The sequence below is a fragment of the Lysobacterales bacterium genome (genome assembly GCA_016721845.1).
GTDB lineage: Bacteria > Pseudomonadota > Gammaproteobacteria > Xanthomonadales > Ahniellaceae > JADKHK01.
On record JADKHK010000013.1, the window covers coordinates 139,348 to 159,698 of the forward strand.

At 64.6% G+C, this 20,351-nt stretch carries 24 protein-coding genes; 13 read left to right on the top strand and 11 right to left on the bottom strand.

Annotated features, from left to right (window positions below):
* The first annotated feature begins 12 nt into the window (after nt 1–12).
* Nucleotides 13–474, top strand: a complete 462-nt coding sequence (locus tag IPP28_07940) for a chemotaxis protein CheW (GenBank protein ID MBL0040961.1) — start codon at nt 13–15, stop codon at nt 472–474.
* Nucleotides 475–492: 18 nt separating this feature from the next.
* Here IPP28_07940 and IPP28_07945 read toward each other — a convergent pair whose 3' ends face one another.
* The 5 genes from IPP28_07945 to IPP28_07965 form a co-directional block, all read right to left on the bottom strand.
* On the bottom strand, nt 493–1,209 hold the full coding sequence (locus IPP28_07945; protein ID MBL0040962.1) for a methyltransferase domain-containing protein: 717 nt from the start codon (nt 1,207–1,209) through the stop codon (nt 493–495).
* A gap of 4 nt (nt 1,210–1,213) precedes the next feature.
* On the bottom strand, nt 1,214–1,612 hold the full coding sequence (locus IPP28_07950; protein ID MBL0040963.1) for a hypothetical protein: 399 nt from the start codon (nt 1,610–1,612) through the stop codon (nt 1,214–1,216).
* 46 nt (nt 1,613–1,658) lie between these two features.
* Nucleotides 1,659–2,255 carry an HNH endonuclease gene (locus IPP28_07955; GenBank protein ID MBL0040964.1) on the bottom strand — a complete coding sequence of 199 codons (597 nt, stop codon included), beginning with the start codon at nt 2,253–2,255 and terminating at the stop codon, nt 1,659–1,661.
* Between the two features lie 77 nt (nt 2,256–2,332).
* Nucleotides 2,333–3,811 (bottom strand): DUF1501 domain-containing protein, encoded by a 1,479-nt coding sequence (locus tag IPP28_07960; protein ID MBL0040965.1) that lies wholly within the window; start codon nt 3,809–3,811, stop codon nt 2,333–2,335.
* A gap of 7 nt (nt 3,812–3,818) precedes the next feature.
* The gene (locus IPP28_07965) at nt 3,819–5,606 is read right to left on the bottom strand and encodes a DUF1800 domain-containing protein (protein MBL0040966.1); all 1,788 of its coding nucleotides are present in this window, start codon (nt 5,604–5,606) and stop codon (nt 3,819–3,821) included.
* A gap of 195 nt (nt 5,607–5,801) precedes the next feature.
* On the opposite strand from IPP28_07965, the gene IPP28_07970 reads away from it, so the two are divergent.
* A complete protein-coding gene (locus IPP28_07970) occupies nt 5,802–6,257 on the top strand; it encodes a MerC domain-containing protein (protein MBL0040967.1) in 456 nt (151 codons plus the stop codon).
* Between the two features lie 73 nt (nt 6,258–6,330).
* Complete coding sequence (locus tag IPP28_07975) at nt 6,331–6,519, top strand: 30S ribosomal protein THX (GenBank protein ID MBL0040968.1); 189 nt, start codon at nt 6,331–6,333, stop codon at nt 6,517–6,519.
* Nucleotides 6,520–6,576: 57 nt separating this feature from the next.
* On the opposite strand, the gene IPP28_07980 is transcribed toward IPP28_07975, so the two are convergent.
* Nucleotides 6,577–7,812 (bottom strand): imidazolonepropionase, encoded by a 1,236-nt coding sequence (locus IPP28_07980; protein ID MBL0040969.1) that lies wholly within the window; start codon nt 7,810–7,812, stop codon nt 6,577–6,579.
* A gap of 69 nt (nt 7,813–7,881) precedes the next feature.
* Here IPP28_07980 and IPP28_07985 point away from each other — a divergent pair, with 69 nt between their 5' ends.
* Nucleotides 7,882–9,111, top strand: coding sequence for a formimidoylglutamate deiminase (locus IPP28_07985; protein MBL0040970.1), 1,230 nt, complete (start codon nt 7,882–7,884; stop codon nt 9,109–9,111).
* Here IPP28_07985 and IPP28_07990 read toward each other — a convergent pair.
* The 4 genes from IPP28_07990 to IPP28_08005 all read right to left on the bottom strand — a co-directional run bounded on the left by IPP28_07990 (nt 9,090) and on the right by IPP28_08005 (nt 11,669).
* A complete protein-coding gene (locus IPP28_07990) occupies nt 9,090–9,599 on the bottom strand; it encodes a methylated-DNA--[protein]-cysteine S-methyltransferase (protein MBL0040971.1) in 510 nt (169 codons plus the stop codon). The genes IPP28_07985 and IPP28_07990 overlap by 22 nt on opposite strands.
* 10 nt (nt 9,600–9,609) lie before the next feature.
* Nucleotides 9,610–11,025, bottom strand: coding sequence for a DNA-3-methyladenine glycosylase 2 family protein (locus IPP28_07995; GenBank protein MBL0040972.1), 1,416 nt, complete (start codon nt 11,023–11,025; stop codon nt 9,610–9,612).
* Between the two features lie 25 nt (nt 11,026–11,050).
* The gene (locus IPP28_08000; protein ID MBL0040973.1) at nt 11,051–11,242 is read right to left on the bottom strand and encodes a hypothetical protein; all 192 of its coding nucleotides are present in this window, start codon (nt 11,240–11,242) and stop codon (nt 11,051–11,053) included.
* Between the two features lie 148 nt (nt 11,243–11,390).
* Complete coding sequence (locus IPP28_08005) at nt 11,391–11,669, bottom strand: SemiSWEET transporter (GenBank protein ID MBL0040974.1); 279 nt, start codon at nt 11,667–11,669, stop codon at nt 11,391–11,393.
* A gap of 69 nt (nt 11,670–11,738) precedes the next feature.
* Between IPP28_08005 and IPP28_08010 the strand changes: the two genes are divergently transcribed.
* The 8 genes from IPP28_08010 (at nt 11,739) to IPP28_08045 (ending at nt 18,574) form a co-directional block, all read left to right on the top strand.
* Nucleotides 11,739–13,409, top strand: coding sequence for a urocanate hydratase (locus IPP28_08010; protein ID MBL0040975.1), 1,671 nt, complete (start codon nt 11,739–11,741; stop codon nt 13,407–13,409).
* A 40-nt stretch (nt 13,410–13,449) separates the two neighbouring features.
* On the top strand, nt 13,450–13,734 hold the full coding sequence (locus IPP28_08015) for an AbrB/MazE/SpoVT family DNA-binding domain-containing protein (GenBank protein MBL0040976.1): 285 nt from the start codon (nt 13,450–13,452) through the stop codon (nt 13,732–13,734).
* Nucleotides 13,731–14,075, top strand: a complete 345-nt coding sequence (locus IPP28_08020; GenBank protein MBL0040977.1) for a type II toxin-antitoxin system PemK/MazF family toxin — start codon at nt 13,731–13,733, stop codon at nt 14,073–14,075. The genes IPP28_08015 and IPP28_08020 overlap by 4 nt, the downstream gene beginning before the upstream one ends.
* Before the next feature lie 33 nt (nt 14,076–14,108).
* Nucleotides 14,109–15,545, top strand: a complete 1,437-nt coding sequence (locus IPP28_08025; protein MBL0040978.1) for an MATE family efflux transporter — start codon at nt 14,109–14,111, stop codon at nt 15,543–15,545.
* 120 nt (nt 15,546–15,665) lie between these two features.
* On the top strand, nt 15,666–16,643 hold the full coding sequence (locus IPP28_08030; protein MBL0040979.1) for a hypothetical protein: 978 nt from the start codon (nt 15,666–15,668) through the stop codon (nt 16,641–16,643).
* Nucleotides 16,640–17,191: a hypothetical protein gene (locus tag IPP28_08035; protein MBL0040980.1), complete on the top strand. Its 552-nt coding sequence runs from the start codon at nt 16,640–16,642 to the stop codon at nt 17,189–17,191. The genes IPP28_08030 and IPP28_08035 overlap by 4 nt, the downstream gene beginning before the upstream one ends.
* A gap of 121 nt (nt 17,192–17,312) precedes the next feature.
* A complete protein-coding gene (locus tag IPP28_08040; GenBank protein ID MBL0040981.1) occupies nt 17,313–18,122 on the top strand; it encodes a hypothetical protein in 810 nt (269 codons plus the stop codon).
* An 83-nt stretch (nt 18,123–18,205) separates the two neighbouring features.
* On the top strand, nt 18,206–18,574 hold the full coding sequence (locus IPP28_08045) for a VOC family protein (protein MBL0040982.1): 369 nt from the start codon (nt 18,206–18,208) through the stop codon (nt 18,572–18,574).
* Between the two features lie 91 nt (nt 18,575–18,665).
* Here the strand turns inward: IPP28_08045 and IPP28_08050 are convergent, their stop codons facing one another.
* Entirely contained in the window at nt 18,666–19,448 is a 783-nt protein-coding gene (locus IPP28_08050; GenBank protein MBL0040983.1) for an enoyl-CoA hydratase/isomerase family protein, read from the bottom strand.
* Nucleotides 19,449–19,627: 179 nt separating this feature from the next.
* Between IPP28_08050 and IPP28_08055 the strand changes: the two genes are divergently transcribed.
* A complete protein-coding gene (locus tag IPP28_08055) occupies nt 19,628–20,305 on the top strand; it encodes an FKBP-type peptidyl-prolyl cis-trans isomerase (protein MBL0040984.1) in 678 nt (225 codons plus the stop codon).
* The last annotated feature ends 46 nt before the right edge of the window (nt 20,306–20,351 follow it).

Consider the following 20,351-nt stretch of genomic DNA (forward strand, 5'->3'; position numbering starts at 1 on the left):
AGGAAGCAACGCATGGACAAGCCCAGCGAAATTCGCGGATTGATGATCACGGTCACCAATGGCCGCGTCCTGCTGCCGAACGCGAACGTGACCGAGATCATCACCTATTCGATGCCCGAAGCGATCGAGAACGCCCCCAACTGGCTGCTCGGGCGCACCCGCTGGCGTGGTTGGCGCGTGCCGCTGATTTCGTTTTCGGTGCTCACCGGTCTTGCAGCCAAAGAGGGTGGCGTGAACGCCAAGGTGACTGTGTTGAAGGCACTTGGGGGCAACCCGAAGATGCCGTTTCTCGCGATGGTCGCGCAGGGCTTCCCGCGCCTCACGACGATTTCCAGCGAAACACTGATCACCACCGGCGAAGACGATGCGCGCCCTGCCGGCATCGCCCATACGGTGTTGATCCGCGATGACCAGGCCATCGTGCCGGATCTCGTCGGCATCGAACGCCTGATCAGCGACGCCATCGCGGCCTGAACCGGCGCACCGCGTCGTTCAATCGACGTAGCCGGCCACCATCACGCGCTTGCCGTGCGCGAGCTGCTCGTAGCCGTCTGCCGGCACCGGCAGCACCTCGACGCGCTTGAAGCCGATCTTGCGCATGATCCAGCACAGCGCCTCCGTGCTCGGGACCAGGCAAATGCCGGTCGTGCTGGCTTCGGGACCATGGGTGTCGTCGGTTTCGTCGATGATGCCGAACGAACCCTGCAGCGCACGCACGAACTTGTAGCTGCCGTAATCGACCATGCCACTCATGTTCGGCACGACCTGGGTTTCGACGACGCACATGTGCCGGGTCAGCGCGCGCGCGACGCGCAGGGCACCGACCGGATTCTCCAGGTGATAGATCAGGCCGAGACAGAGGCAGACGTCGAACGGACCTGTCGCCGCCGTATCGAGCGCATGCACGTCGGATTGCAGCAGGCGCATGTGCTTGAGGCCCAGCGTGTCGCGAATCAGGCTGGCATCGGCGACGTGTTCGCTGCGCGCATCGACCGACAGCACGTCGCGAAAACCGAGTTGCGCCAGTTGCACCGAGAACCAGCCTTGATGGCAGGCGAGGTCGACGGCGTCATGGGCCGTGAAGTCGTTGCCGAAGCGTGCACGCAGTGCGGCTTCCAGCATCGCCGAACGGGTGTGGTGGATGCCATCGAGCCAACCCGGATAGAACCACGGACGCGCCAACGCACGCGCTTCGAGATCTGAACTCATGGCCTCATCCTTGATTGGCGGGTGCGAAATCGCGGCGCGCGCTCGCGATGGTGACGGTGAATCCCGCGATCACGTCGATCAGGCACATCGCGGTCAAGGCGAAGAACGCGGCGTGCGCGAACTTCGGCGCGATCAACAATTCGACCAGCGCAACGATGAACACGACCAGCGACAGCGCATGGTCAAGCACGCTCATCGAACTGGTGCGCGTGGCCTTGAAGATCTCGACGTAGAGCAGGGCGAGTCCGAGCAGGATCAGACCGTCTCCGGTGCTGAATGACACGGTGCCGCCGGATGGAAGGGTCAGTGCGAACAGCGATTCGGCAAAACCGGTCTGCGCACCGAATGCGACCAGATTCGCCAGCAACAGCACGATGGACAGCAGGGGAATGGCCGACAACATGGCGCGCACTCTCGAGGTGGGCGCGCATTGTGCCAGACCCGGGCGCTCAGGCGCTTTGGCGGCGGTTGCGCGGCAAATGGCTCATCAGGAAATCCATCTGGTCGGACAGGATGTTGCGGTTCGACAGGATCAGGTGCTCGACCCAACTTGGCCGATAGGGAATCGCCAGCAGGGGCATGTTTGCCTGCTGCGGGGTACGCCCGCCCTTGCGGACATTGCAGGGCAAGCAGGCGCTGACCACGTTCTCCCACGTGTCTCGGCCGCCGCGCGAGGTCGGCAGTACGTGGTCGCGGGTCAATTGCGGCTTGCCGAAATGTTGCCCGCAGTACAGACAAAGATGGCGGTCGCGCGCAAACAGCGCAGCATTGTTCAGTGCCGGAGCGGGTTCAAGCAGCCCGGGACGGGCATGACCGCGACTGGCCACAATCGGATGCAGCGCGACCGTGCTTTGCTCGCCGGTCATCCGGCTCATGCCGCCATGCACGATCAGGCATGGATCGCCAATGGTCCAGGCGACGGCGCCGCGCACGTAAAGGCAGGTGGCGTCTTGCCAGCTCATCCAGTCGAGGATGCGCCCGCTCGAATCGAGCGACAGCACCCGTGTCGAATTCAAGTCGGCCTTCGCTGCAGCCTGCGACAGCATTCCGTCCTCCAGCGCCAGTCAAGCATTCCGCTGGCACCCGAGCATAGCCGAAAGCCATGAAACTGCAGCACGCCTGCTCAAACAGCCGCCGGAAGGAAGCCGAGGTGATGGGAGCCGGTGCCGTTCTGCGAGACGTCATTGAAGCGAGTGACGTTCGGGAACACCAGCCCGCGACCGCCTGCATCGTCCGGGAGACCGTACCAACGAGCCAGGGTCCAGGCGTATTGATCGACGCTGGTGGTCGGGATGATCTGGCCCCAGCCGGCGTCGTCCGGGTTCGAGTTGCTGGTCGCGAGGCTCGGAAAACGGCCGTAGAAACGACCGCCGTTCACGGCGCCGCCGATGACCAGCTGGTGGCCGCCCCAGCCATGGTCGGTGCCGTCGCCGTTGTTGGTCAGGGTGCGGCCGAATTCGCTGGCGGTAAAACTGGTGACCTGGTTGGCGATGCCCATCTGTTGCGTCGCCTGGTAGAACTTGGTCAGTCCGTTCGCGATGGCGGCAAGCTGAGGCGGATGGTCGGCGGCCTGATTGTCGTGGGTGTCGAATCCGCCGAGGCCGACGAAGAAGATCTGGCGCGTCATGTTCAACGTGTCGCGGGCCGAAATCAGGCGCGCCACCATCTTGAGCTGGCGGGTCAGGTAGTCGTCGATGGTGTCATCGGCACCGAAGATCGCGTCGAATGTCGTCGCGCTCGGCACCAGGGCCGAGATCACCTGCTCGTAGTTCGAGACGGTGCGCTTGAATCCGGTGGCATAAGTTCGCTCCAGCGGATTGCCGAGCGGACCGTTGAGGAGCTGGTACAGCGCCTGGCGGCGCGCCGTGGGCTGGCTCCAGGTCGGGTCGATGTTGTCGATGCGATCGACGCCCCAGGGGCTGACGAAGTAGGGCACCACGTCCTCGGCGGTCTGGTAGACGTTGTCACCGTCGGTCGAGATCGTCATTGCCATGTTCTGGTTCGGATTGCTGATGCCGAAGCGATCGGCCAGTATCCCGCCCCAGCCGATGCGGTTGACGCTGTTCGCGGTCGGGGTCTGCCACCAGGCCGACTGGTCGTCATGCGAATACAGTTGCGGCGGCAATGCCACGGATTCGTTCTGGTATTGCGTCTTCGTGGTCGGAAACAGCAGCGGCCCGGTGTTCGCGACGATCGCGAGCGGGCTGTTGGGCTGGTTGAACAGGTTGGCCAGCGCCGTCATCGATGCATGCGGTGCATTGCTGGCCCCGGTCACGACACCGGGATGCAGACCATAGGCAGCGCCACTTGCCGTCGGGGTCAACGACACCAGTTCGCTGCGCGGCACGGCGATGCCACCACGGGTGGCGGCATAGGTCGCATGCGGGGAGACGTCGCGCGGCACGATGAAATTGAAACTGTCGTTGCCACCGTAAAGAAACACGCAGACCAGGGCACGGTAGTCGTTGCCGAGCAGGTTGCGTTGGGATTTCGAATAGACGGTGGCCGCATGGGCCAGCGAAAAACGGCTGGACAGCGCACCGAAGCCCGCGGTCGAAGCGGCGAGGCAAAGCGATTTCTTGAGCAAGTCGCGACGGTTCATGGCTGCCTCACTTCTCGATGACGTATTCGGGGGAAACCATGATCATCCACAAGGCCTCCCAGACGCGGCGCGCACCGTTCTCGTCCCCTGCCGGGACCGTCAACAGATAGGTCCGCAAGGTGGACTTCATGTGCGTGCTCATCGATCCCGACATCAGCAGCAGATTCAGGCGTTCGATGAGCGCGTCGATGGTGGCGTTGCCGGCCAGCAGACGTTCGGCTTCGATGTTGATCTTGGTCGCGTCTGCATCCGCCCATGGCGAAGGATTGCCGGCGTAGTTCCAGACCAGCCAATCCATCACGTTGCTGAAATTGGTGACGTAACCATCGGTCTGGATCTGGAATTCCGGTGCCACCCACCCGCCCGTGGCGATCTCGCCGGCCGGCTTGTAGTCGGGCAGGAAGAAGTTGAACACGGTGCGCGCATGCAGCGGCGATTGCGGGATGTATTGCCCCGGGTACCAGATGTACCAGTCGTTGTAGCGGTTGGATGGGTCGGTGGCGGCGAATGCGCGCCACAACTGCGTCATCCGCAACAGCGGTTCGCGCAGCTTGCCGCGCGGCGCGGCGCCGGTCGTTGCGCCCCGCGCTTCCGGGTCGGTGAGGATGGCGCGGATCACGGTCTTCATGTCGCCGCGCACGCCGAGTCCATTGTTGTTGAATGCCGCCGCCACGCGACTGACGTAGCCCGGACTCGGATTGCTGGTGACGAGGCGCTGGATCAGTTGCTTGCCGATGAATGGTCCGACATTCGGATGATTGAAGACGTTGTCGAGCGCCAATTCGAGATCCTGCTGCGCCGTCACGCCACTGCCGAGCGCGGTCGGCGCCGGACGACCGGCGAGTACGCCGTTCGCCAGTGCCACGCCCGGGTACACCAGCAGCTGCTTGTTTTCGGGATAGGCATGCCAGACGCGATAGATGTTGTCCCACCACGGACCTTCCGGCGCCGTCATCGGCTGGAACCAGCGCTCCGGATGCTCCCAGGCGCTGCAGTACTCGAATTCGCGGACATCGCAGCCGGTGAAGGTAAAGCCGGTGAAGACATGGGCGAATCCGCGGATCGTCTCCTGGTTGTATGTCGGGATCGTCTGGAAGCCGGTCTGGTTCGGGTCATCCATCTCGGTCCCGTCCTGGTTCAGCCGGGTCAGGCCGATCGAGAACAGCTGCATGATTTCCCGCGCGTAGTTCTCGTCCGGTCGGATGTTGTTGGCGACATCGGGCTTGCGATTGCCGAACATCGACAGGTAATGCCCCATCACCGGGCTCAGCGTCACCTGCTCCAGCAGTTCGCGATAGTTGCCGAATCCGTGTTCACCCAGCAGGTCGTAGTAGTAGGCGAGTGCGAAGGGCTCGCCGCCGAGGCCACCGCCTTGATCGGACACGACCAGGATCTCGCTCAGCGAGAATGCGACACGCTGGCGCAGCTGGTCCGGCGCATGCAGGGCGCGTTCGAAAAACACTTCGTTGCGAGTGTCGTTGCCGACGTTGTTGGCGCCGGGGTCCTGCGGATCCTCGGGGAGTGCCGCGATGGCATCCAGATAAGGACGATGCCCGGAGAAGGGCCGCGCGAACTGCTCGTCCAGCCAGGCATTGATCCCGATCGTGTTGAGGTGATCGAACTCGGGCATGGTGGGACCGAAGGTCGCCTGGGTCAGGAAACGCATGGCGTCCTGATCGGTTGCCGGACCGCCCGGCGGTGGTTCGAAACCGCCGGAGAAGATGACCGTTTGCGCGCTGGCCTGGCTGGCCAGACCAAGACCGATCACCGCGACAATCTGCTGCATGCGTGACATGGGCACCCCCGAAGACGTGACGAAATGTAGCAATCTTCATGCCCGCCCAATGTGCGCTACCCGGCAATTTCTGAAGTTCGCCCAAACGATTTCCTCGACAACCCGTTGTTCTGAAAAGACAACAACGACGAGACTTGGATTATTCCGTTATAAAGTTACAATGACGACTTTCCGGCGCCGTGTGACACCGCTTTGATGTCCGTTGAATCCTTGCGAACCCATGATGCCCAGCGCGATCAGCGCTGGCATCGCCGTCTGGACTGGCTCGGTGCCTGGGCGGCTTTCGTGTGTGCGCTGCATTGCGCGGCCTTGCCAGTGTTGCTGGCACTGGCACCGCTCGCGGGCGCGCATTGGCTGGCCTCGCACGTGTTCGATCAGTGGGCGGTGTCGGTTGCGCTGCTGTTTGGTGCGGCGGTGATTGGCGCCGCCTATTGCACCCATCGCTGGCGGCGTGTGCTGGCGCTGTACGCGGGTTCGGCCGTGGTGATGATTTCCGGTGCGTTCCTGGTCCACGATCCCGCTTGGTTGCACGCCAGCCTGCTCAGCAGCGGTGGCGTGATGCTGGCCTTGGCACATGTCGTGAACCGCCGCAGCGCGCTGCGCCATGGCTGCACGCGCAACCTGTGGACCCGTCTGCTCGGGCTGGATTGAACCGAAAACATTCAATTACGCCGGATTCGCTGCTAGCCTTCGCGGCCAAACTCAGTTCAGGAGCAGAAAAACAATGGGCAAGGGCGACCGCAAGACCAAGAAAGGCAAGATCTTCGTGAAGAGCTACGGCAATGTGCGCCCGCATTCGGAAGCCGCCAAGTCGGCTGCGCCGGCAGTCGCAAAGAAGGCTGCCACGCCGGCCGCGAAGCCCGCAGTGAAGAAGGCCGCGCCCGCCAAGAAGAAAGCGACGCCCGCCGGCTGATTGCCGCGCAATCCGTTGCACCGAGAGCCCCCGCGAAGTCGGGGGCTTTTCTTTGGGTCAGTACCGGCGTTCGCCACCGGCAAACAGTCCGAGCGGACCTGGGCCGCCGATCCAGTAACACAACTCCGCAGGCGAACCGACATCCCAGATCGCGAGATCGGCGTCGTGTCCGATGGCGATTCGGCCCTTGCGGCCGCTCAGCCCCAACGCGCTCGCGGCATTCACGGTCGCACCGCGAATGGCTTCTTCGGGCGTCAGTCGGAACAAGGTGCAGGCCTGGTTCATTGCAAGACGCAGCGACAGGATCGGCGACGTGCCGGGATTCAGGTCGCTGGCCACGGCCATCGCCACGCCAAGGCGGCGGAAGGCATCGATCGGCGGCAACTTCGTCTCGCGCAGGCAGTAGAACGCCGCCGGCAGCAACATCGCGACGGTACCTGCTGCGGCCATGCGTGCGACCGCGGCCTCGTTCGTGTATTCGAGATGATCGGCCGACAGGCCGCTGTATTCGGCGGCAACGGCCGCACCATCGAGATCGCTGAGTTGGTCGGCATGCAGCTTGACTGGAAGGTTCAAGGCGCGTGCTGCGTCGAACAACCTGCGCGTCTCGGCCGGCGAGAACGCGATGCCTTCGCAGAATGCGTCGACGGCGTCGACCAGGCCTTCGCGATGCAGTCTCGGCAACCAATCGCTGCAGACGGTGTCCACGAATTCACTCCGTCGTTCCGCGAATTCGGGTGGCAGCGCATGCAGGGCGAGATAGGTGCAGTGCACGTCGATCCCCAGTGCGCTGCCGATGCGTCGAGCAACGCGCAACTGCCGACGTTCGCTATCGAGATCGAGGCCGTAGCCGGACTTGATCTCCAGCGTCGTCACGCCATCGCGCAGCAGGGCGCGCGCGCGCGGCATCGATGCCGCATACAACGCCTCCTCGCTGGCGGCGCGGGTCGCGCGCACCGTGCTGAGGATGCCGCCGCCCGCTTGCGCGATCTCGGCGTAACTCGCGCCATTGAGTCGCGACTCGAATTCATTGGCGCGATGCCCGGCGAACACCAGATGGGTATGGGCGTCGATCAGTCCGGGCGTGACCAGCGCTCCGCCGAACAGTTCCACGCGTTCGGCCATTTCGTCGGGCGCGAAGGGCAGGTCGGCGCGCCGGCCGGCGAACACGATCTGGTGCCCGGCGATGCCGATCGCCGCGTCTTCGATCAGGCCGTAGCCGCGGTCGCCGGCCAGCGTCATCGCGCGCGCGTCGAGCAACAGTCGGTCCCACTGGGTCTTGCCGGTCTTCATCGCGTCGGACCCTGGTCAGGTGGTGCAGTGTAGCCGCTAGGATTGCGCCATCGATTCGATGATTCCGACATGACGCCTCTTCCAGATTTCGTATTGCCCGGCCTCGTCAACGCCCACTCGCATGCATTCCAGCGTGCAATGGCGGGCCTCGCGGAACAGCAGACCGATCCGGCCGACAGCTTCTGGACCTGGCGCGAACAGATGTACCGCTATGCCGGCCTGATCGAACCCGATGACTTGCAGGCCATCGCCGCGCAGTTGTACGTCGAGATGCTGAAGTCGGGCTACACCGCGGTCTGCGAATTCCACTACCTGCACCACCAGCGCGATGGTCGGCCCTACGCCGATGCGTCGGCGATGTCGCGGGCCCTGGTCGCGGCGGCCGACGAAGCCGGCATCGACCTGTGCCTGTTGCCGGTGCTGTACATGCAGGGTGGGTTCGATGGTCGCGCGTTGAGTGCGCGCCAGCAGCGCTTCGGGCATGAGGTCGACGCGTTCCTGCGCCTCGTCGACGCCCTGCGCCGCGATGAGTCCGATGCATTGCAGGTCGGCATCGCACTGCATTCGCTGCGTGCGGTGCCGCCGGAGGCGATGCGCGCCGTGCTCGCCGCGGAAGCCGGCACAGGGCGGCCGATCCATATCCATGTCGCCGAGCAGCTGGCTGAAGTCGATGAATGCCTGGCATTGCGCGGCACGCGACCGGTGTCGTGGTTGCTGGAACAGACCATGGTCGATGCCCGTTGGACGCTGGTCCATGCGACGCATCTGAGCGCGCCGGAAATTCAGGCGATCGCAGCCTTACAGGCCACCGTGTGCCTTTGTCCGACGACCGAGGCCAATCTGGGCGATGGATTGTTTCCGCTGCCGGATTACATCGCGGCGAAGGGTCGTTTCAGCATTGGCTCGGACAGTCATATCTCGGTGTCGCCGGTCGAGGAGTTGCGCTGGCTCGAGTACGGGCAACGCCTGTTCGCGCAGCGTCGCAATATCGCTGTCGACTCGCAGCAACGGTCGGTCGGACGTTTCCTGTTCGATCAGGCGCTGGCCGGCGGACGACACTCGGCCGGAGCCCGGATCGCCGCCAATGCATCGCGCATCACGCTCGATGTCGCGCATCCGCTGCTCGCTGCGCGCAGCGATCGGGAAATGCTCGACACCTGGATCTTCTCCGGAAACATGCCGCTGGTCCGTGAGGTGCGCGTGCGCGGCCGCGATGTCGTGCGCGACGGCTGCCATCTCGACGAAGAACGTATCGCGCGGCGTTACGTCGAGACCGTTCAGCGGCTCGCGCGCAGCTGAAAAGTCGCGTCGGCGTGGCGCGCTTCCAGATCGAGCAGGAAACGCTTGGTGTCGAGGCCCCCACCAAAGCCGGTCATCGATCCGTCGGCACCGATCACGCGATGGCAGGGCACGATGATCGGCAGCGGATTGCGTCCGTTCGCGAGGCCGACCGCGCGCACGCCTTTCGGGTTGCCGATGACGTGGGCGATGTCGCGGTAGCTGCAGGTTTGACCGTAGGGAATGCCGCGCAGTGCCGACCAGACCGACTGCTGGAAGTTCGTCCCTTGCGGCGCGAGCGGCAGGTTGAAGACTTGCGATTCACCCGCGAAATAAGCGGCGAGTTGTCGTCGCAGTTCGGCAAAGGGCGTGACGTCACGCTGCCACCCTGCGCGCGCCGGCTCGTGGCGATTGCGCGGGAACAGCAGCCAGCGCAGGCCGCTGTCATCCGCCGCTGCGGTCAACGTGCCGATGGGACTGTCGATGAGGTCAAAGAAAATCGGGCTCATGCGTAGGTACTCACTGTTCGCTCGCTTCGGTCCAGAGGTGGAGGGCGACGTAACTGCGCCACGGGCGCCAGGTTTCGGCCATCTCGCGTTCGGCGCGCGGTGTCGGATTGCCGAGCGCGCGGCGCACGATCAGATCGCCGAAAGGGAACGCGTCCGGATGGCCGAGCGCACGCATCGCGATGTAGTGCGCGGTCCACGGGCCGATGCCGGGCAGCGCGACCAGTGCGTCGACGAAGGCATCGAGCGACTGGCCGGCACGGAAATGGATGCGGCCATCGACCACGGCCGATGCCAGCGCGCGAATCGTCTGCACGCGTGCCCGGGTCAGGCCGATGCCGTCGAACTCGCGGCCGAGCAATTGCGCTGCGGTCGGAAAGCCGCCGTCTTCGCCGATCAATCGGGTCAGCAAGGTGCGTGTCGCGATGACGCTGATGCGTTGTCCGACGACGGCGCGCACGGCGGTTTCCCAGGCATCGAAACCGACGGGTACGCGCAAACCGGGCCGCGTCGCGAGGCCGTGCCTCAGGCGTGCATCCAGCGACAACACCGACGCGATCGCCTGCGGATCGGCATCCAGATCGAACATGCGTCGCACGCGCTGCGCGAGCGCGGGAATGGCTTTGGTGGGTATCGCTTCGAGGTGCAGGTTCAAGGCGTCGCGCGAGGTGTCTTGTGAAACCCGCAGCAGGGCGTTGGGTCCGTGTTCGGGCAGGGTACGTTCGTAGGTGTTCGCATCGACACGTTCGATGCCCGGCAGCGCACGGGCACGAAGGAACGCGAGCACGCGCGGCCAGTCGTACGGGGGGCGATAGGCGAGGCGCAGGGTCTGGGCCTCGCCGGCGGGCGCATCGTCGTCGCCGGCCTTGCGCAGACGGGTCGGACTCATGCCGGTCGCCGCGAGAAAGGCTTGATTGAACCGGCGCAGGCTGGCGTAACCCGACGCGAAGGCGATGTCGATCACCGGCAGCCGCGTTTCCGTCAACAACTGCTTGGCGATGTGCAGACGATGCGTTCCCGCCGCGGCTTGCGGCGTCACGCCGTAACGCGCGAGAAACACGCGGCGCAGCTGACGTTCGCCGACGCTGAATTCATCGGCCAGTGCGGTCGCATCCTGTTCGTCCAGCGCGCCTTCGTGGATGCGTGCGAGCACGCGATCGGCGAGTTGGTCGCGGGCGCGACCGTCGCGGTCGTCCGGCGACAGTTCCGGACGGCAGCGCAGGCAGGGCCGGAATCCGGCAGCGGCCGCGGCTGCGGCAGTAGCGTAGTAGCGGATATTTTCGGGCTTTGCGGCGGGCGCCGGACAGATCGGCCGGCAGTAGATGCGCGTCGTCCGGACGGCGATGTAGAACAGACCGTCGAAGCGGGCGTCGCGCGCCTGGCGGGCGCGATCGAAGCGATCAATGTCGGTGGGGGAAAGGCCATCCATGGCCGGCACAGTATCAGTGCGCGAATCACTGCACTGGCATGATTTGGACAAGGCTGTCCGAATGCACCGGCGCAGCTGCAATGACCCTCGGCGCAACGTTGTTGCCGATGCTGTGCTTGGTGGATGCAGACCATGTCGCGATCGTCGACAGCACGACATAGACGGCGAGGAAGACGAGTCGCTGGTGCTGGGCGCGGGTCGAGCGGCGGTAGGTCATGGCGGGCCTCCTGGCAATGGATGCACATGGATTGCAACCGGCGTGCCAAGCGATGAAGCCGCATTCCCATGCGGTTTTCATCGCCGATTCGTCATCGTGACGAATGTCCGCGGACAGCGCGCCGTCCGCGCGTGGACAGCGTGAACACTCAGTGCGAGGGCGGCAATCGGTCGCGGTGCCGGTTTTGCCATTTCACAGCGAGGATGGTCATCGACAGCAGCAACGTGATCACGTTCGCCCAGATCATCGGTCGCGAATCGATCAGCACGCCGTAAGCCAGCCACAGCGCGATGCCGATGTTGAACACGATGTACATCGCCAGCGAGATGCTGCGCGTGTCGCGGCTGCGCACGGTCATCCAGGCTTGCGGAACGAAGGCGCCGGTGGTCAGCAAGGCAGCGAGAAAACCGATCTGTTCAGGGATCACGGGAGGCTCGAGGGTGGCGCGCGATGGTAGCGGCCGATGCGATAATGGGCGACTTTCCGAGGGCCGCTCATGACCACCTTCACCCGTCGCGACGATTCGCGCGTCATCCGTGCACCACGCGGCAATGCGTTGAACTGCAAGAGCTGGCAGACCGAAGCCGCGTATCGCATGCTGCAGAACAATCTCGATCCCGAGGTGGCCGAAAATCCCGCCGAACTCGTGGTCTATGGCGGCATCGGCCGTGCTGCCCGGAACTGGGAATCGTTCGATGCGATCCTGAAGTCGCTGCGTGATTTGAACGATGACGAGACGCTGCTGATCCAGAGTGGCAAGCCGGTCGGAATCTTTCCGAGTCATGCCGATGCGCCGCGCGTACTGCTCGCGAACTCGAATCTGGTGCCGGCCTGGGCAACCTGGGAACACTTCCACGAACTCGATCGCAAGGGCTTGATGATGTACGGCCAGATGACGGCCGGCTCGTGGATCTACATCGGTTCGCAGGGCATCGTGCAGGGCACCTACGAGACCTTCGTCGAGATGGGCCGCCAGCACTTTGGCGGCAGCTTGAAAGGACGCTGGATCCTGACGGCGGGCCTTGGCGGCATGGGTGGCGCGCAACCGCTCGCGGCGTCGTTGGCCGGCGCCTGTTCGTTGAACATCGAATGCCGGCAGACGAGCATCGATTTCCGCCTGAAAACGCGCTACGTCGACGAGCAGGCGATCGACCTCGACGACGCATTGGCACGCATCGCGAAGTACACCGCCGCCGGTGAAGCAAAATCGATCGCGCTGCTCGGCAACGCCGCCGAGATCCTGCCGGAGATGGTGCGGCGCGGCGTGCGTCCGGATGCGGTGACCGACCAGACCAGCGCGCACGATCCGGTGCATGGCTACCTGCCGATCGGCTGGAGCATCGAGCGCTGGCTCTCCGAACAGAAGTCGAATCCGGAGGGGGTGCGCGACGCCGCGAAGCGCTCGATGCGCGTCCATGTCGAAGCCATGCTCGCCTTCCATGCACAGGGCATTCCGACGGTCGACTACGGCAACAACATCCGGCAGATGGCCAAGGACGAGGGTTGCACGCATGCCTTCGATTTCCCGGGCTTCGTGCCGGCCTACGTGCGCCCGCTGTTCTGTCGCGGCATCGGTCCGTTCCGCTGGGTCGCGCTGTCGGGTGATCCCGAGGACATTTACAAGACCGATGCCAAGGTCAAGGAACTGATCCCGGACGATCCGCACCTGCACCGCTGGCTCGACATGGCGCGCGAACGCATCAGTTTCCAGGGGCTGCCGGCGCGCATCTGCTGGGTCGGACTGGGGCTGCGGCACAAGCTCGGGCTCGCCTTCAACGAGATGGTGCGCAAGGGTGAAGTGAGCGCGCCGATCGTGATCGGTCGCGATCATCTCGACTCCGGTTCGGTCGCTTCACCCAATCGCGAGACCGAAGCGATGCGCGACGGTTCCGACGCCGTGTCCGACTGGCCGTTGTTGAACGCGATGCTGAACGTCGCCGGCGGCGCGACCTGGGTGTCGCTGCATCACGGCGGCGGCGTCGGCATGGGGTATTCGCAACACAGCGGCGTCGTCATCGTCGCCGACGGCAGCGAAGCCGCCGACCGCCGCCTCGCCCGCGTCCTCTGGAACGATCCCGGCACCGGCGTCATGCGCCACGCCGACGCCGGCTACGAGATCGCCCAGCGCTGTGCGAAGGAGCAGGGGCTGAAACTGCCGATGCTCTGAGTTCGGCGCTCGCCGCTTGCAGTGGTTGTGGCGGGTCGCTATGTTTTATCTGGATAAAACAATTGTGGAGCCTGTCATGTCCCTTGCTGCAACCCTGCGCCGTACTGGCGGTTCAATCACGCTATCGATTCCGAAAGCGGTTGCGAAAGCGCTCGCAGTCGATGCCGGCTCGGTCGTGGAATTGGAAGTGCAGGGGCGAACGTTGTCAGTCACGCCGTCGCGCCGGTCCCTGGCAGAGCGGCTGGCGGCGAGTCCAAGTTCACCGGCGCGGTGGGCGCGCGATGCAACTCTGGAAGACGGCCCGGTCGGGCGAGAACTGCTGTGAGCCGGATTCCTGCGCGAGGTGACATCCTGGCGCTCAGTCTCGATCCGACCAGGGGGCACGAAATTCAAGGGACACGCCCGGTGCTGGTGTTGTCGGCAGATGCCTTCAACAAGGCTTCTGGCTTGTTGCTGGTCGCACCGATCACTCAGGGCGGAACGGCGACACGGCAGAACGGGTTCGGTGTGACCTTGATGGGCTCCGGTACGGTGACGCAGGGCATCGTGCTGTGCGATCAGACGCGGACCGTCGATGCCCGCGCGCGAAGCTACAAGCGCATCGAACGGGCGCCAGCTGCGGTTGTCAACGAAGCACTGGAGTCGGTACGTGCGATCCTGGAGTGACTGCTGTTTCAACAGACGAGTGCGGGGTCAGCGATGCAACTCGAACCGACTCAAGGTGGTGCCGCAGCAGCGCAGGATGTGACGACGCAGTCGAACTGGGCGGCGTTGCGCGAGGCGATTCGCGGCACGAATGCGGATTACACGAAGATTCCGTTGCGGCGCGCGGTGTTCCTGCTGGCGGTGCCGATGGTGCTGGAACTGGTGCTGGAGTCGACGTTCGCGATCGTCGACATCTTCTTCGTCGCCAAGCTCGGGCCGTCGGCGGTGGCCACGGTCGGACTGACCGAGAGTTACCTGTTCCTGCTGTATTCGGTGGCGATGGGTCTGGCCATGGCGGTCACGGCCTTGATCGCGCGGCGCATCGGCGAGGGCAAGGCGGACGAGGCGGCGGTGACGGCGGTGCAGGCGATGATCGTCGCGGTGCTGGCTGCGATCGTGCCGGCGGTCGTCGGCATCGTCTATGCCCAAGATCTGCTGCGATTAATGGGTGCGGATGCCTGGAGCATCGAGCACGGCTATCGCTACACGCAATGGATGCTTGGCGGCAACGCGGTGATCATGCTGCTGTTCGTGATCAACGCGATCTTCCGCGGTGCCGGCGATGCGGCGATCGCGATGCGTGTGTTGTGGCTCGCGAACGGACTCAACATCCTGCTGTGCCCGCTGCTGATCTTCGGGGCTGGCCCGATTCCGGCGCTTGGCATCGAAGGCGCGGCGATCGCGACCAATATCGGCCGCGGCATCGGCGTGTTGTTCCAGCTCTGGATGTTGTTCCGTGGCGGCCAGCACATCCGCGTGCTCGGTGCGCAGCTCGCTTGGCGTGGCGAAGTGCTTTGGCATCTGGTGCGTACTTCGCTCGGTGGCGTCGGCCAGATGCTGATCGGCATGACCGCATGGATTTTCGTGATGCGCGTACTGGCCACGCTCGGTAGCGAAGTCGTGGCCGGGGCCACCATCACGGTACGCATCATGATGTTCGTGATGATGCCGGCCTGGGGCATGTCGAACGCGGCGGCGACCCTGGTCGGCCAGAATCTCGGCGCCAATCAGCCGGATCGTGCCGAAGCCGCGGTCTGGCAGATCGGTCGCTACAACATGGCCTACCTGATCCTGGTCTCGGTGTTGTTCTTTGCGCTGCCGCGCGAGCTGATCGGGTTCTTCAGCGACGACGCCAAGGTGATCGCGATCGGTTCGGAATGGCTGCGCATCCTCTCGTATTCATTCTTCGTCTACGGCTGGTGGATGGTCGCGGTGCAGGCCTTCAACGGCGCCGGCGACACGATGACGCCGACCTGGATCAACCTGGTGTTCTTCTGGCTGATCCAGATTCCGCTGGCGTGGTGGCTGGCCCTGCAACTCGACTGGGGCCATCGCGGCGTGTTCTGGGCGGTGTTCGTGTCGGAGACGTCGGTCGGCGTGTTCACGCTTTGGCTGTTCGCGCGCGGGCGCTGGAAAACGGTGCAGGTGTGAAGGGCGCTGCCCGCGATTGCACCGAATTCTGCCCGCAGGCGGTGGCTTCGCGGTCGGGTTTGGGCGCCAAACCCCGATAGCATCGACCTGCGTTTCCACGAGGCCTTCAGGGAGAGTGCAATGAAGCGGTATCTCGCAGTCGTGTGGATGATGGCGTCGGGCCTCGCATTCGCCGAGGCTGTGGTCGAAAAGGAACCGCCGGCAACGCCGGTTCGCTCGGCGGCGTCGTTGCCGCCAGTGCGCGCCGGCGATGCCCTGAACGCCGGGCTGCTGGCATTGAAGCAGAACGATTTCGCCGCGCTGCAGGAGGCCTTGTCCGACGACAAGGACCTCGCCGAAATCGCCGCAGAGTGGGATGAGCGCGCCGCGCGAAGCAAGCAGCGGCGGGCCGAAACGCTCGAGCAGGATCCGACCGCTCGCGATATGGCCGAGCAGGCGAACGACACGATGCAGGAGACGTGGAACAAACTGCTCAGCGACCAGGGCGTCGACGCGCTCGTTGCGGAATGGCAGCCAGCGCTGACAGAGACCGCTTCGAAGCGCGTGATGGAATTCAATCTCGGCTTCGGCGCGCTGCTCACCGGCATCGCCGGTGACCGCAAGCTCAGCGCCGACCAGGTGCAGCAACTGACACGCTTGATGTATGCGGTGCAGGACTGGACCGGTCGCGTCGATTTCGCCGACGAGGTGCGTCTGCGTCAGGCGGTGATGTCCATCGCGCAACTCGCGCGAGGCACCGGGCTCAAGCGCATCGACGACGTGGAGAGCCTGCGTTTCGAAGAAGCGGCCATTCATGGCGACGAACTCATCCGCACCGTCAAGCGCGTGCTCGCGGCCTATGACGTCGATGCCGATGCCATTCTCGACAGCGTACGGATCGAGGAACACGACGCTGTCGGAGACCGCGCCGTGTTGCGCGTGCAGGGGCGCGTGTTCGGGGTCGATCTGCTGCACGAACAGCCGATGCGTTACTTCGAGGATCACTGGATGGACGCCGATCGTGCCGCGGATAGGGAGCGCTGGGCGGTCGAAGCCGACGAAGCCGACGAACAGGCGGCCGCCGCCACAGCCGTCGCGGCGCCGGAGATCGAGCGATGAAGCGCTGGGCGCGTGCGGTGATGGCGATCGGCTTGATGGGTGCCCTGTCGCTGGTGCAGGCGCTGACGCCGCTGCCGCCAGACAGGGACCGCATCCTCCAGGTGCTGAATGGGGTCTGCGGTTGGGCGCTGAAACACCCGGGTTCCGGCCTGGAGGCGGACCGCAGTCTGCTCGACCCGTTCCTCGCACCCGCGCTGGTCGTGGCCTTCGAGCAGGCGAAAGCGGCCGAGGCCGAATACGTCAAGGCCACCGCTCCGGACGAAAAACCGGAATTCCTCGAAGGTGATCTGATCGTCGGCAGCGTCGAGGGCGCTACCGAGGTCGCGCTCGGCGAACCGCGCATCGACGGCGCGCGCGCTCAGGTCGAGGTCACCGCGATCTACATCGACGAGCGCTTCCCGAAGGCGTCGCGCAATCGCGTCGTGGTGTGGACGAATGTCGTCGAACTCGAGCGGGCCGACAATGCCTGGGGCGTGTCGGATGTCTTGTACCGGGGCGATCCAAAGCAGCGGCTGAGTGTGACGCTGCGGGAGTACGCCACTCCCTGATCGTTGGCGGGCATGGCGCAATCCGAGGGGCACGCTTCACCTGACGAACGTCGGGTCCGGTGCGGTGCCCGCGATGGAATGATGCCGCTGCGTCGATCTCGACGCGACAGGACTGCTCGCCATGATCCGGAAACTGCTGTGCTGCGTGCTCGCAATGACTGCATTGGGGGTTCACGCGCAACTGACCGTGCGTAGCGCCAGCGGCGCCAATCCCGCAGCGATCCAGGCGACGGTCGACCAGTTCCGTGCCGACCTTGGTGGTGCCAACAATGGCGTCGGTGTCTTTTCCGGCGTCGGCGGGCGTCGCGAGGTCAATTGGGATGCGGTGCCCAACGGTTTCTCGGCGCCGAACACGCTGCCGGCCGGATTCTTCAATCAGAATTCGCAGCGTGGTCTGTTCTTCGTCGCGAGTCCTCCGGTCAACGGCTTCATGGTCAGCGATACCAGTACCAGCGGCAATGGCGTCGGCGTCGAATTCACGAACCTCAATGCGACCTATGCGGCGCAGTTCCAGCCGTTCTCGGCGCAGAAGCTGTTCACGCCCTTGTCCGGCAACGTGTTCGACATCATCTTCTTCGTGCCGCTGACCGGTTCGGCGGTTGCCGGCAACGTGCCCGCCACCGTTTCCGGATTCGGTCTGGTGTTCGCGGATGTCGACATCGCGGGCACGACGGCCTTGCAGGCGTTCGATGCGAACGATGTCTCGATCGGTGCGTTCGCGGCGTCGCCGTCGGCCGGCGGCTTGTCCTTCCTCGGCATCCATCTCAATGGCGGCGATCAAGGCATCGCCCGGGTCCGCGTCTCGCTCGGGAATGCCGCCATCGGCCCGGACGATTCGCCGGGCTCGCCGAACTTCCGCGACATCGTCGTGACCGACGACTTCATCTATGGCGAACCAGTGCCGATCCTGCTGAAGGATGGCTTCGAATGAAACGCGCCGTCCTTGTCCGTTCCGCCACTTGACGCTTGAGCGCTTCGGCGCGACAACGGCGGTCCCAACGGAGGAGTACACCCATGATTGCCTACACCCTGGTCGGCACCAACGACCTGCCGCGCGCCGTCGCTTTTTTCGAAGCCCTGTTCGCCGAGTTCAATGCCAAGCACGTGTGGGAAGGCGACACCGGTACGGCCTGGTCGAACGGCGACCAGAATCCCGGTATCGGTGTGATCAAGCCGTTCAATGGCAATTCGGCGACGATTAGCAATGGCTCGATGGTCGCGCTCGCGGCCAGCAGCAAGGAACAGGTCGACCGCGTGCACGCCAAGGCATTGTCGCTCGGCGGCACCGATGAAGGCGCGCCGGGTCAGCGGGGCGACGGCTTCTACGCCGGCTATTTCCGCGATCTCGATGGCAACAAGTTTGCCGCGGTGTTCTTCGGCTGAAGGGCAGGGGCATCGCGGGACGGAGCCCGCTCCCACTGAGATCGGTGCCGTCGTGGGAGCGGGCTCCGTCCCGCGATCATTCCCGCGGACGTTACTGCCCGCGAAACACCGGTTTGCGACGTTCCAGGAAGGCGGTGGTGCCTTCCTTCATGTCAGCGGTCGCGGCGCAGATCGCGAAGGCCTGCGACTCGTAGTCGAGGCCGGCATCGATATGCGTCTCGCCGCCGATCAGCACGGCATCAAGCACGCCACGCACGGCCTGCGGTGCCGATGTCGCGAGTTGTTCGGCGATCTTCTGCACTTCGGCGTCGAGCTGCTCGGCCGCGACGACCCGCGTCAAGGCGCCGAGTTCGTATGCACGCTGCGCGCCGATGTGGTGGCCGAGCAGGCATAGTTCCAGGGTCGCCGAGCGTCCCGCGAGGCGCAACAGGCGTTGCGTACCGCCGAAACCCGGGATCACGCCGAGGTTGATCTCGGGCTGGCCGATCTTTGCCGCGTCCGAGGCGATGCGCAGATGGCAGGCCATGGCCAGTTCCAGCCCGCCGCCGAGCGCAAAGCCCTGGATCTTCGCGATCACCGGCTTGCCGTAACGTTCGATGCGCAGCATCAGTTCCTGGCCGTAGCGCGAGAATTCCAGCGCCTCGACCGGCGACAGCTTCGCCAGCTCGGTTATGTCGGCGCCGGCGACAAATGCCTTGGCACCGCTGCCGGCCAGCACGATCACGCGCACGCGGGGGTCGGTCGCGGCTTGTTCGAAGGCCGCGCGCAATTCGGTCACGGTATCGCGGTTCAGCGCGTTCAGCTTGTCGGGGCGGTTGATCGTGATGGTGCGGATGCCCGCGGCGGTGTCGATCAGCAGATTGGCGTAGGGCATGGTCGGTTTCCGGAAGGGGCGCGCAGTGTAAGTGCTGGACCGGGAACTTTCTGCGCCACGCGCGTTCAATGGCGGTTCTGGCCGCGCGTGGCAGGACCAGGGCCGAGCCGCTAGAATGTCCGGCTTCCGCCCTGACTGCCTCGCGGTCCGGTCGTCGATTTCAACCCCGGAGAGTACGAATGAGCATCCGCTTTGGCGCCGCGTTGTTCGCGGCACTTGCGATCGGCAGCGTTGCCGCGCAGGACACCAGCACCGAAAAAGGCAAGTTGAGCTACGCGATCGGTTTCGAGATCGGTACCGACTTCGTCGACAAGAAGATGGACGTCGACGTCAACACGGTGATCCGTGGCATCCAGGACGGCCTCGCCAAGCGTCCGCCGACGGTGCCGGCCGACCAGATGCGCGCCGCGCTCGACAAGATGCGCGAAAAGCTGATGACCGAAGCCAAGGCCAAGTACGAGCAGATGGCCCGCGAGAACAAGGCCAAGTCCGACAAGTTCCTGGCCGAGAACAAGGTCAAGAAGGGCATCGTCACGCTGCCGTCGGGCATCCAGTACCGCGTCATCGAGGAAGGCAACGGCAAGCGCCCGCTGAAGAACAGCGAAGTGACCGTGCATTACCGTGGTTCGCTGACCAGCGGCCTCGAGTTCGACAGCTCGTTCGCGCGCGGCGTGCCGGCCAAGTTCAAGGTCGACGCGGTGCTCAAGGGCTGGCAGGACGTGCTGCCGATGATGAAGGTCGGCGACCATTGGCAGATCTTCCTGCCGCCGGAGCAGGCCTACGGCATGCGCGGCCAGGGTCCGATCGGTCCGAACGAAGCCCTCGTGTTTGAGATCAAGCTCGTCGACGTCAAGTAATCCGACGCTGACGTGAACCCTGCGAGGCCGGTTGCATCTGCACCCG

Bases quoted from the DNA above. Each gene is read 5' to 3' on its own strand.
- IPP28_07940 (MBL0040961.1), top strand. From the start codon at position 13: ATGGACAAGCCCAGCGAAATTCGCGGATTGATGATCACGGTCACCAAT.
- IPP28_07945 (MBL0040962.1), bottom strand. From the start codon at position 1,209: ATGAGTTCAGATCTCGAAGCGCGTGCGTTGGCGCGTCCGTGGTTCTAT.
- IPP28_07950 (MBL0040963.1), bottom strand. From the start codon at position 1,612: ATGTTGTCGGCCATTCCCCTGCTGTCCATCGTGCTGTTGCTGGCGAAT.
- IPP28_07955 (MBL0040964.1), bottom strand. From the start codon at position 2,255: ATGCTGTCGCAGGCTGCAGCGAAGGCCGACTTGAATTCGACACGGGTG.
- IPP28_07960 (MBL0040965.1), bottom strand. From the start codon at position 3,811: ATGAACCGTCGCGACTTGCTCAAGAAATCGCTTTGCCTCGCCGCTTCG.
- IPP28_07965 (MBL0040966.1), bottom strand. From the start codon at position 5,606: ATGTCACGCATGCAGCAGATTGTCGCGGTGATCGGTCTTGGTCTGGCC.
- IPP28_07970 (MBL0040967.1), top strand. From the start codon at position 5,802: ATGTCCGTTGAATCCTTGCGAACCCATGATGCCCAGCGCGATCAGCGC.
- IPP28_07975 (MBL0040968.1), top strand. From the start codon at position 6,331: ATGGGCAAGGGCGACCGCAAGACCAAGAAAGGCAAGATCTTCGTGAAG.
- IPP28_07980 (MBL0040969.1), bottom strand. From the start codon at position 7,812: ATGAAGACCGGCAAGACCCAGTGGGACCGACTGTTGCTCGACGCGCGC.
- IPP28_07985 (MBL0040970.1), top strand. From the start codon at position 7,882: ATGACGCCTCTTCCAGATTTCGTATTGCCCGGCCTCGTCAACGCCCAC.
- IPP28_07990 (MBL0040971.1), bottom strand. From the start codon at position 9,599: ATGAGCCCGATTTTCTTTGACCTCATCGACAGTCCCATCGGCACGTTG.
- IPP28_07995 (MBL0040972.1), bottom strand. From the start codon at position 11,025: ATGGATGGCCTTTCCCCCACCGACATTGATCGCTTCGATCGCGCCCGC.
- IPP28_08000 (MBL0040973.1), bottom strand. From the start codon at position 11,242: ATGACCTACCGCCGCTCGACCCGCGCCCAGCACCAGCGACTCGTCTTC.
- IPP28_08010 (MBL0040975.1), top strand. From the start codon at position 11,739: ATGACCACCTTCACCCGTCGCGACGATTCGCGCGTCATCCGTGCACCA.
- IPP28_08015 (MBL0040976.1), top strand. From the start codon at position 13,450: ATGTTTTATCTGGATAAAACAATTGTGGAGCCTGTCATGTCCCTTGCT.
- IPP28_08025 (MBL0040978.1), top strand. From the start codon at position 14,109: ATGCAACTCGAACCGACTCAAGGTGGTGCCGCAGCAGCGCAGGATGTG.
- IPP28_08030 (MBL0040979.1), top strand. From the start codon at position 15,666: ATGAAGCGGTATCTCGCAGTCGTGTGGATGATGGCGTCGGGCCTCGCA.
- IPP28_08035 (MBL0040980.1), top strand. From the start codon at position 16,640: ATGAAGCGCTGGGCGCGTGCGGTGATGGCGATCGGCTTGATGGGTGCC.
- IPP28_08040 (MBL0040981.1), top strand. From the start codon at position 17,313: ATGATCCGGAAACTGCTGTGCTGCGTGCTCGCAATGACTGCATTGGGG.
- IPP28_08045 (MBL0040982.1), top strand. From the start codon at position 18,206: ATGATTGCCTACACCCTGGTCGGCACCAACGACCTGCCGCGCGCCGTC.
- IPP28_08050 (MBL0040983.1), bottom strand. From the start codon at position 19,448: ATGCCCTACGCCAATCTGCTGATCGACACCGCCGCGGGCATCCGCACC.
- IPP28_08055 (MBL0040984.1), top strand. From the start codon at position 19,628: ATGAGCATCCGCTTTGGCGCCGCGTTGTTCGCGGCACTTGCGATCGGC.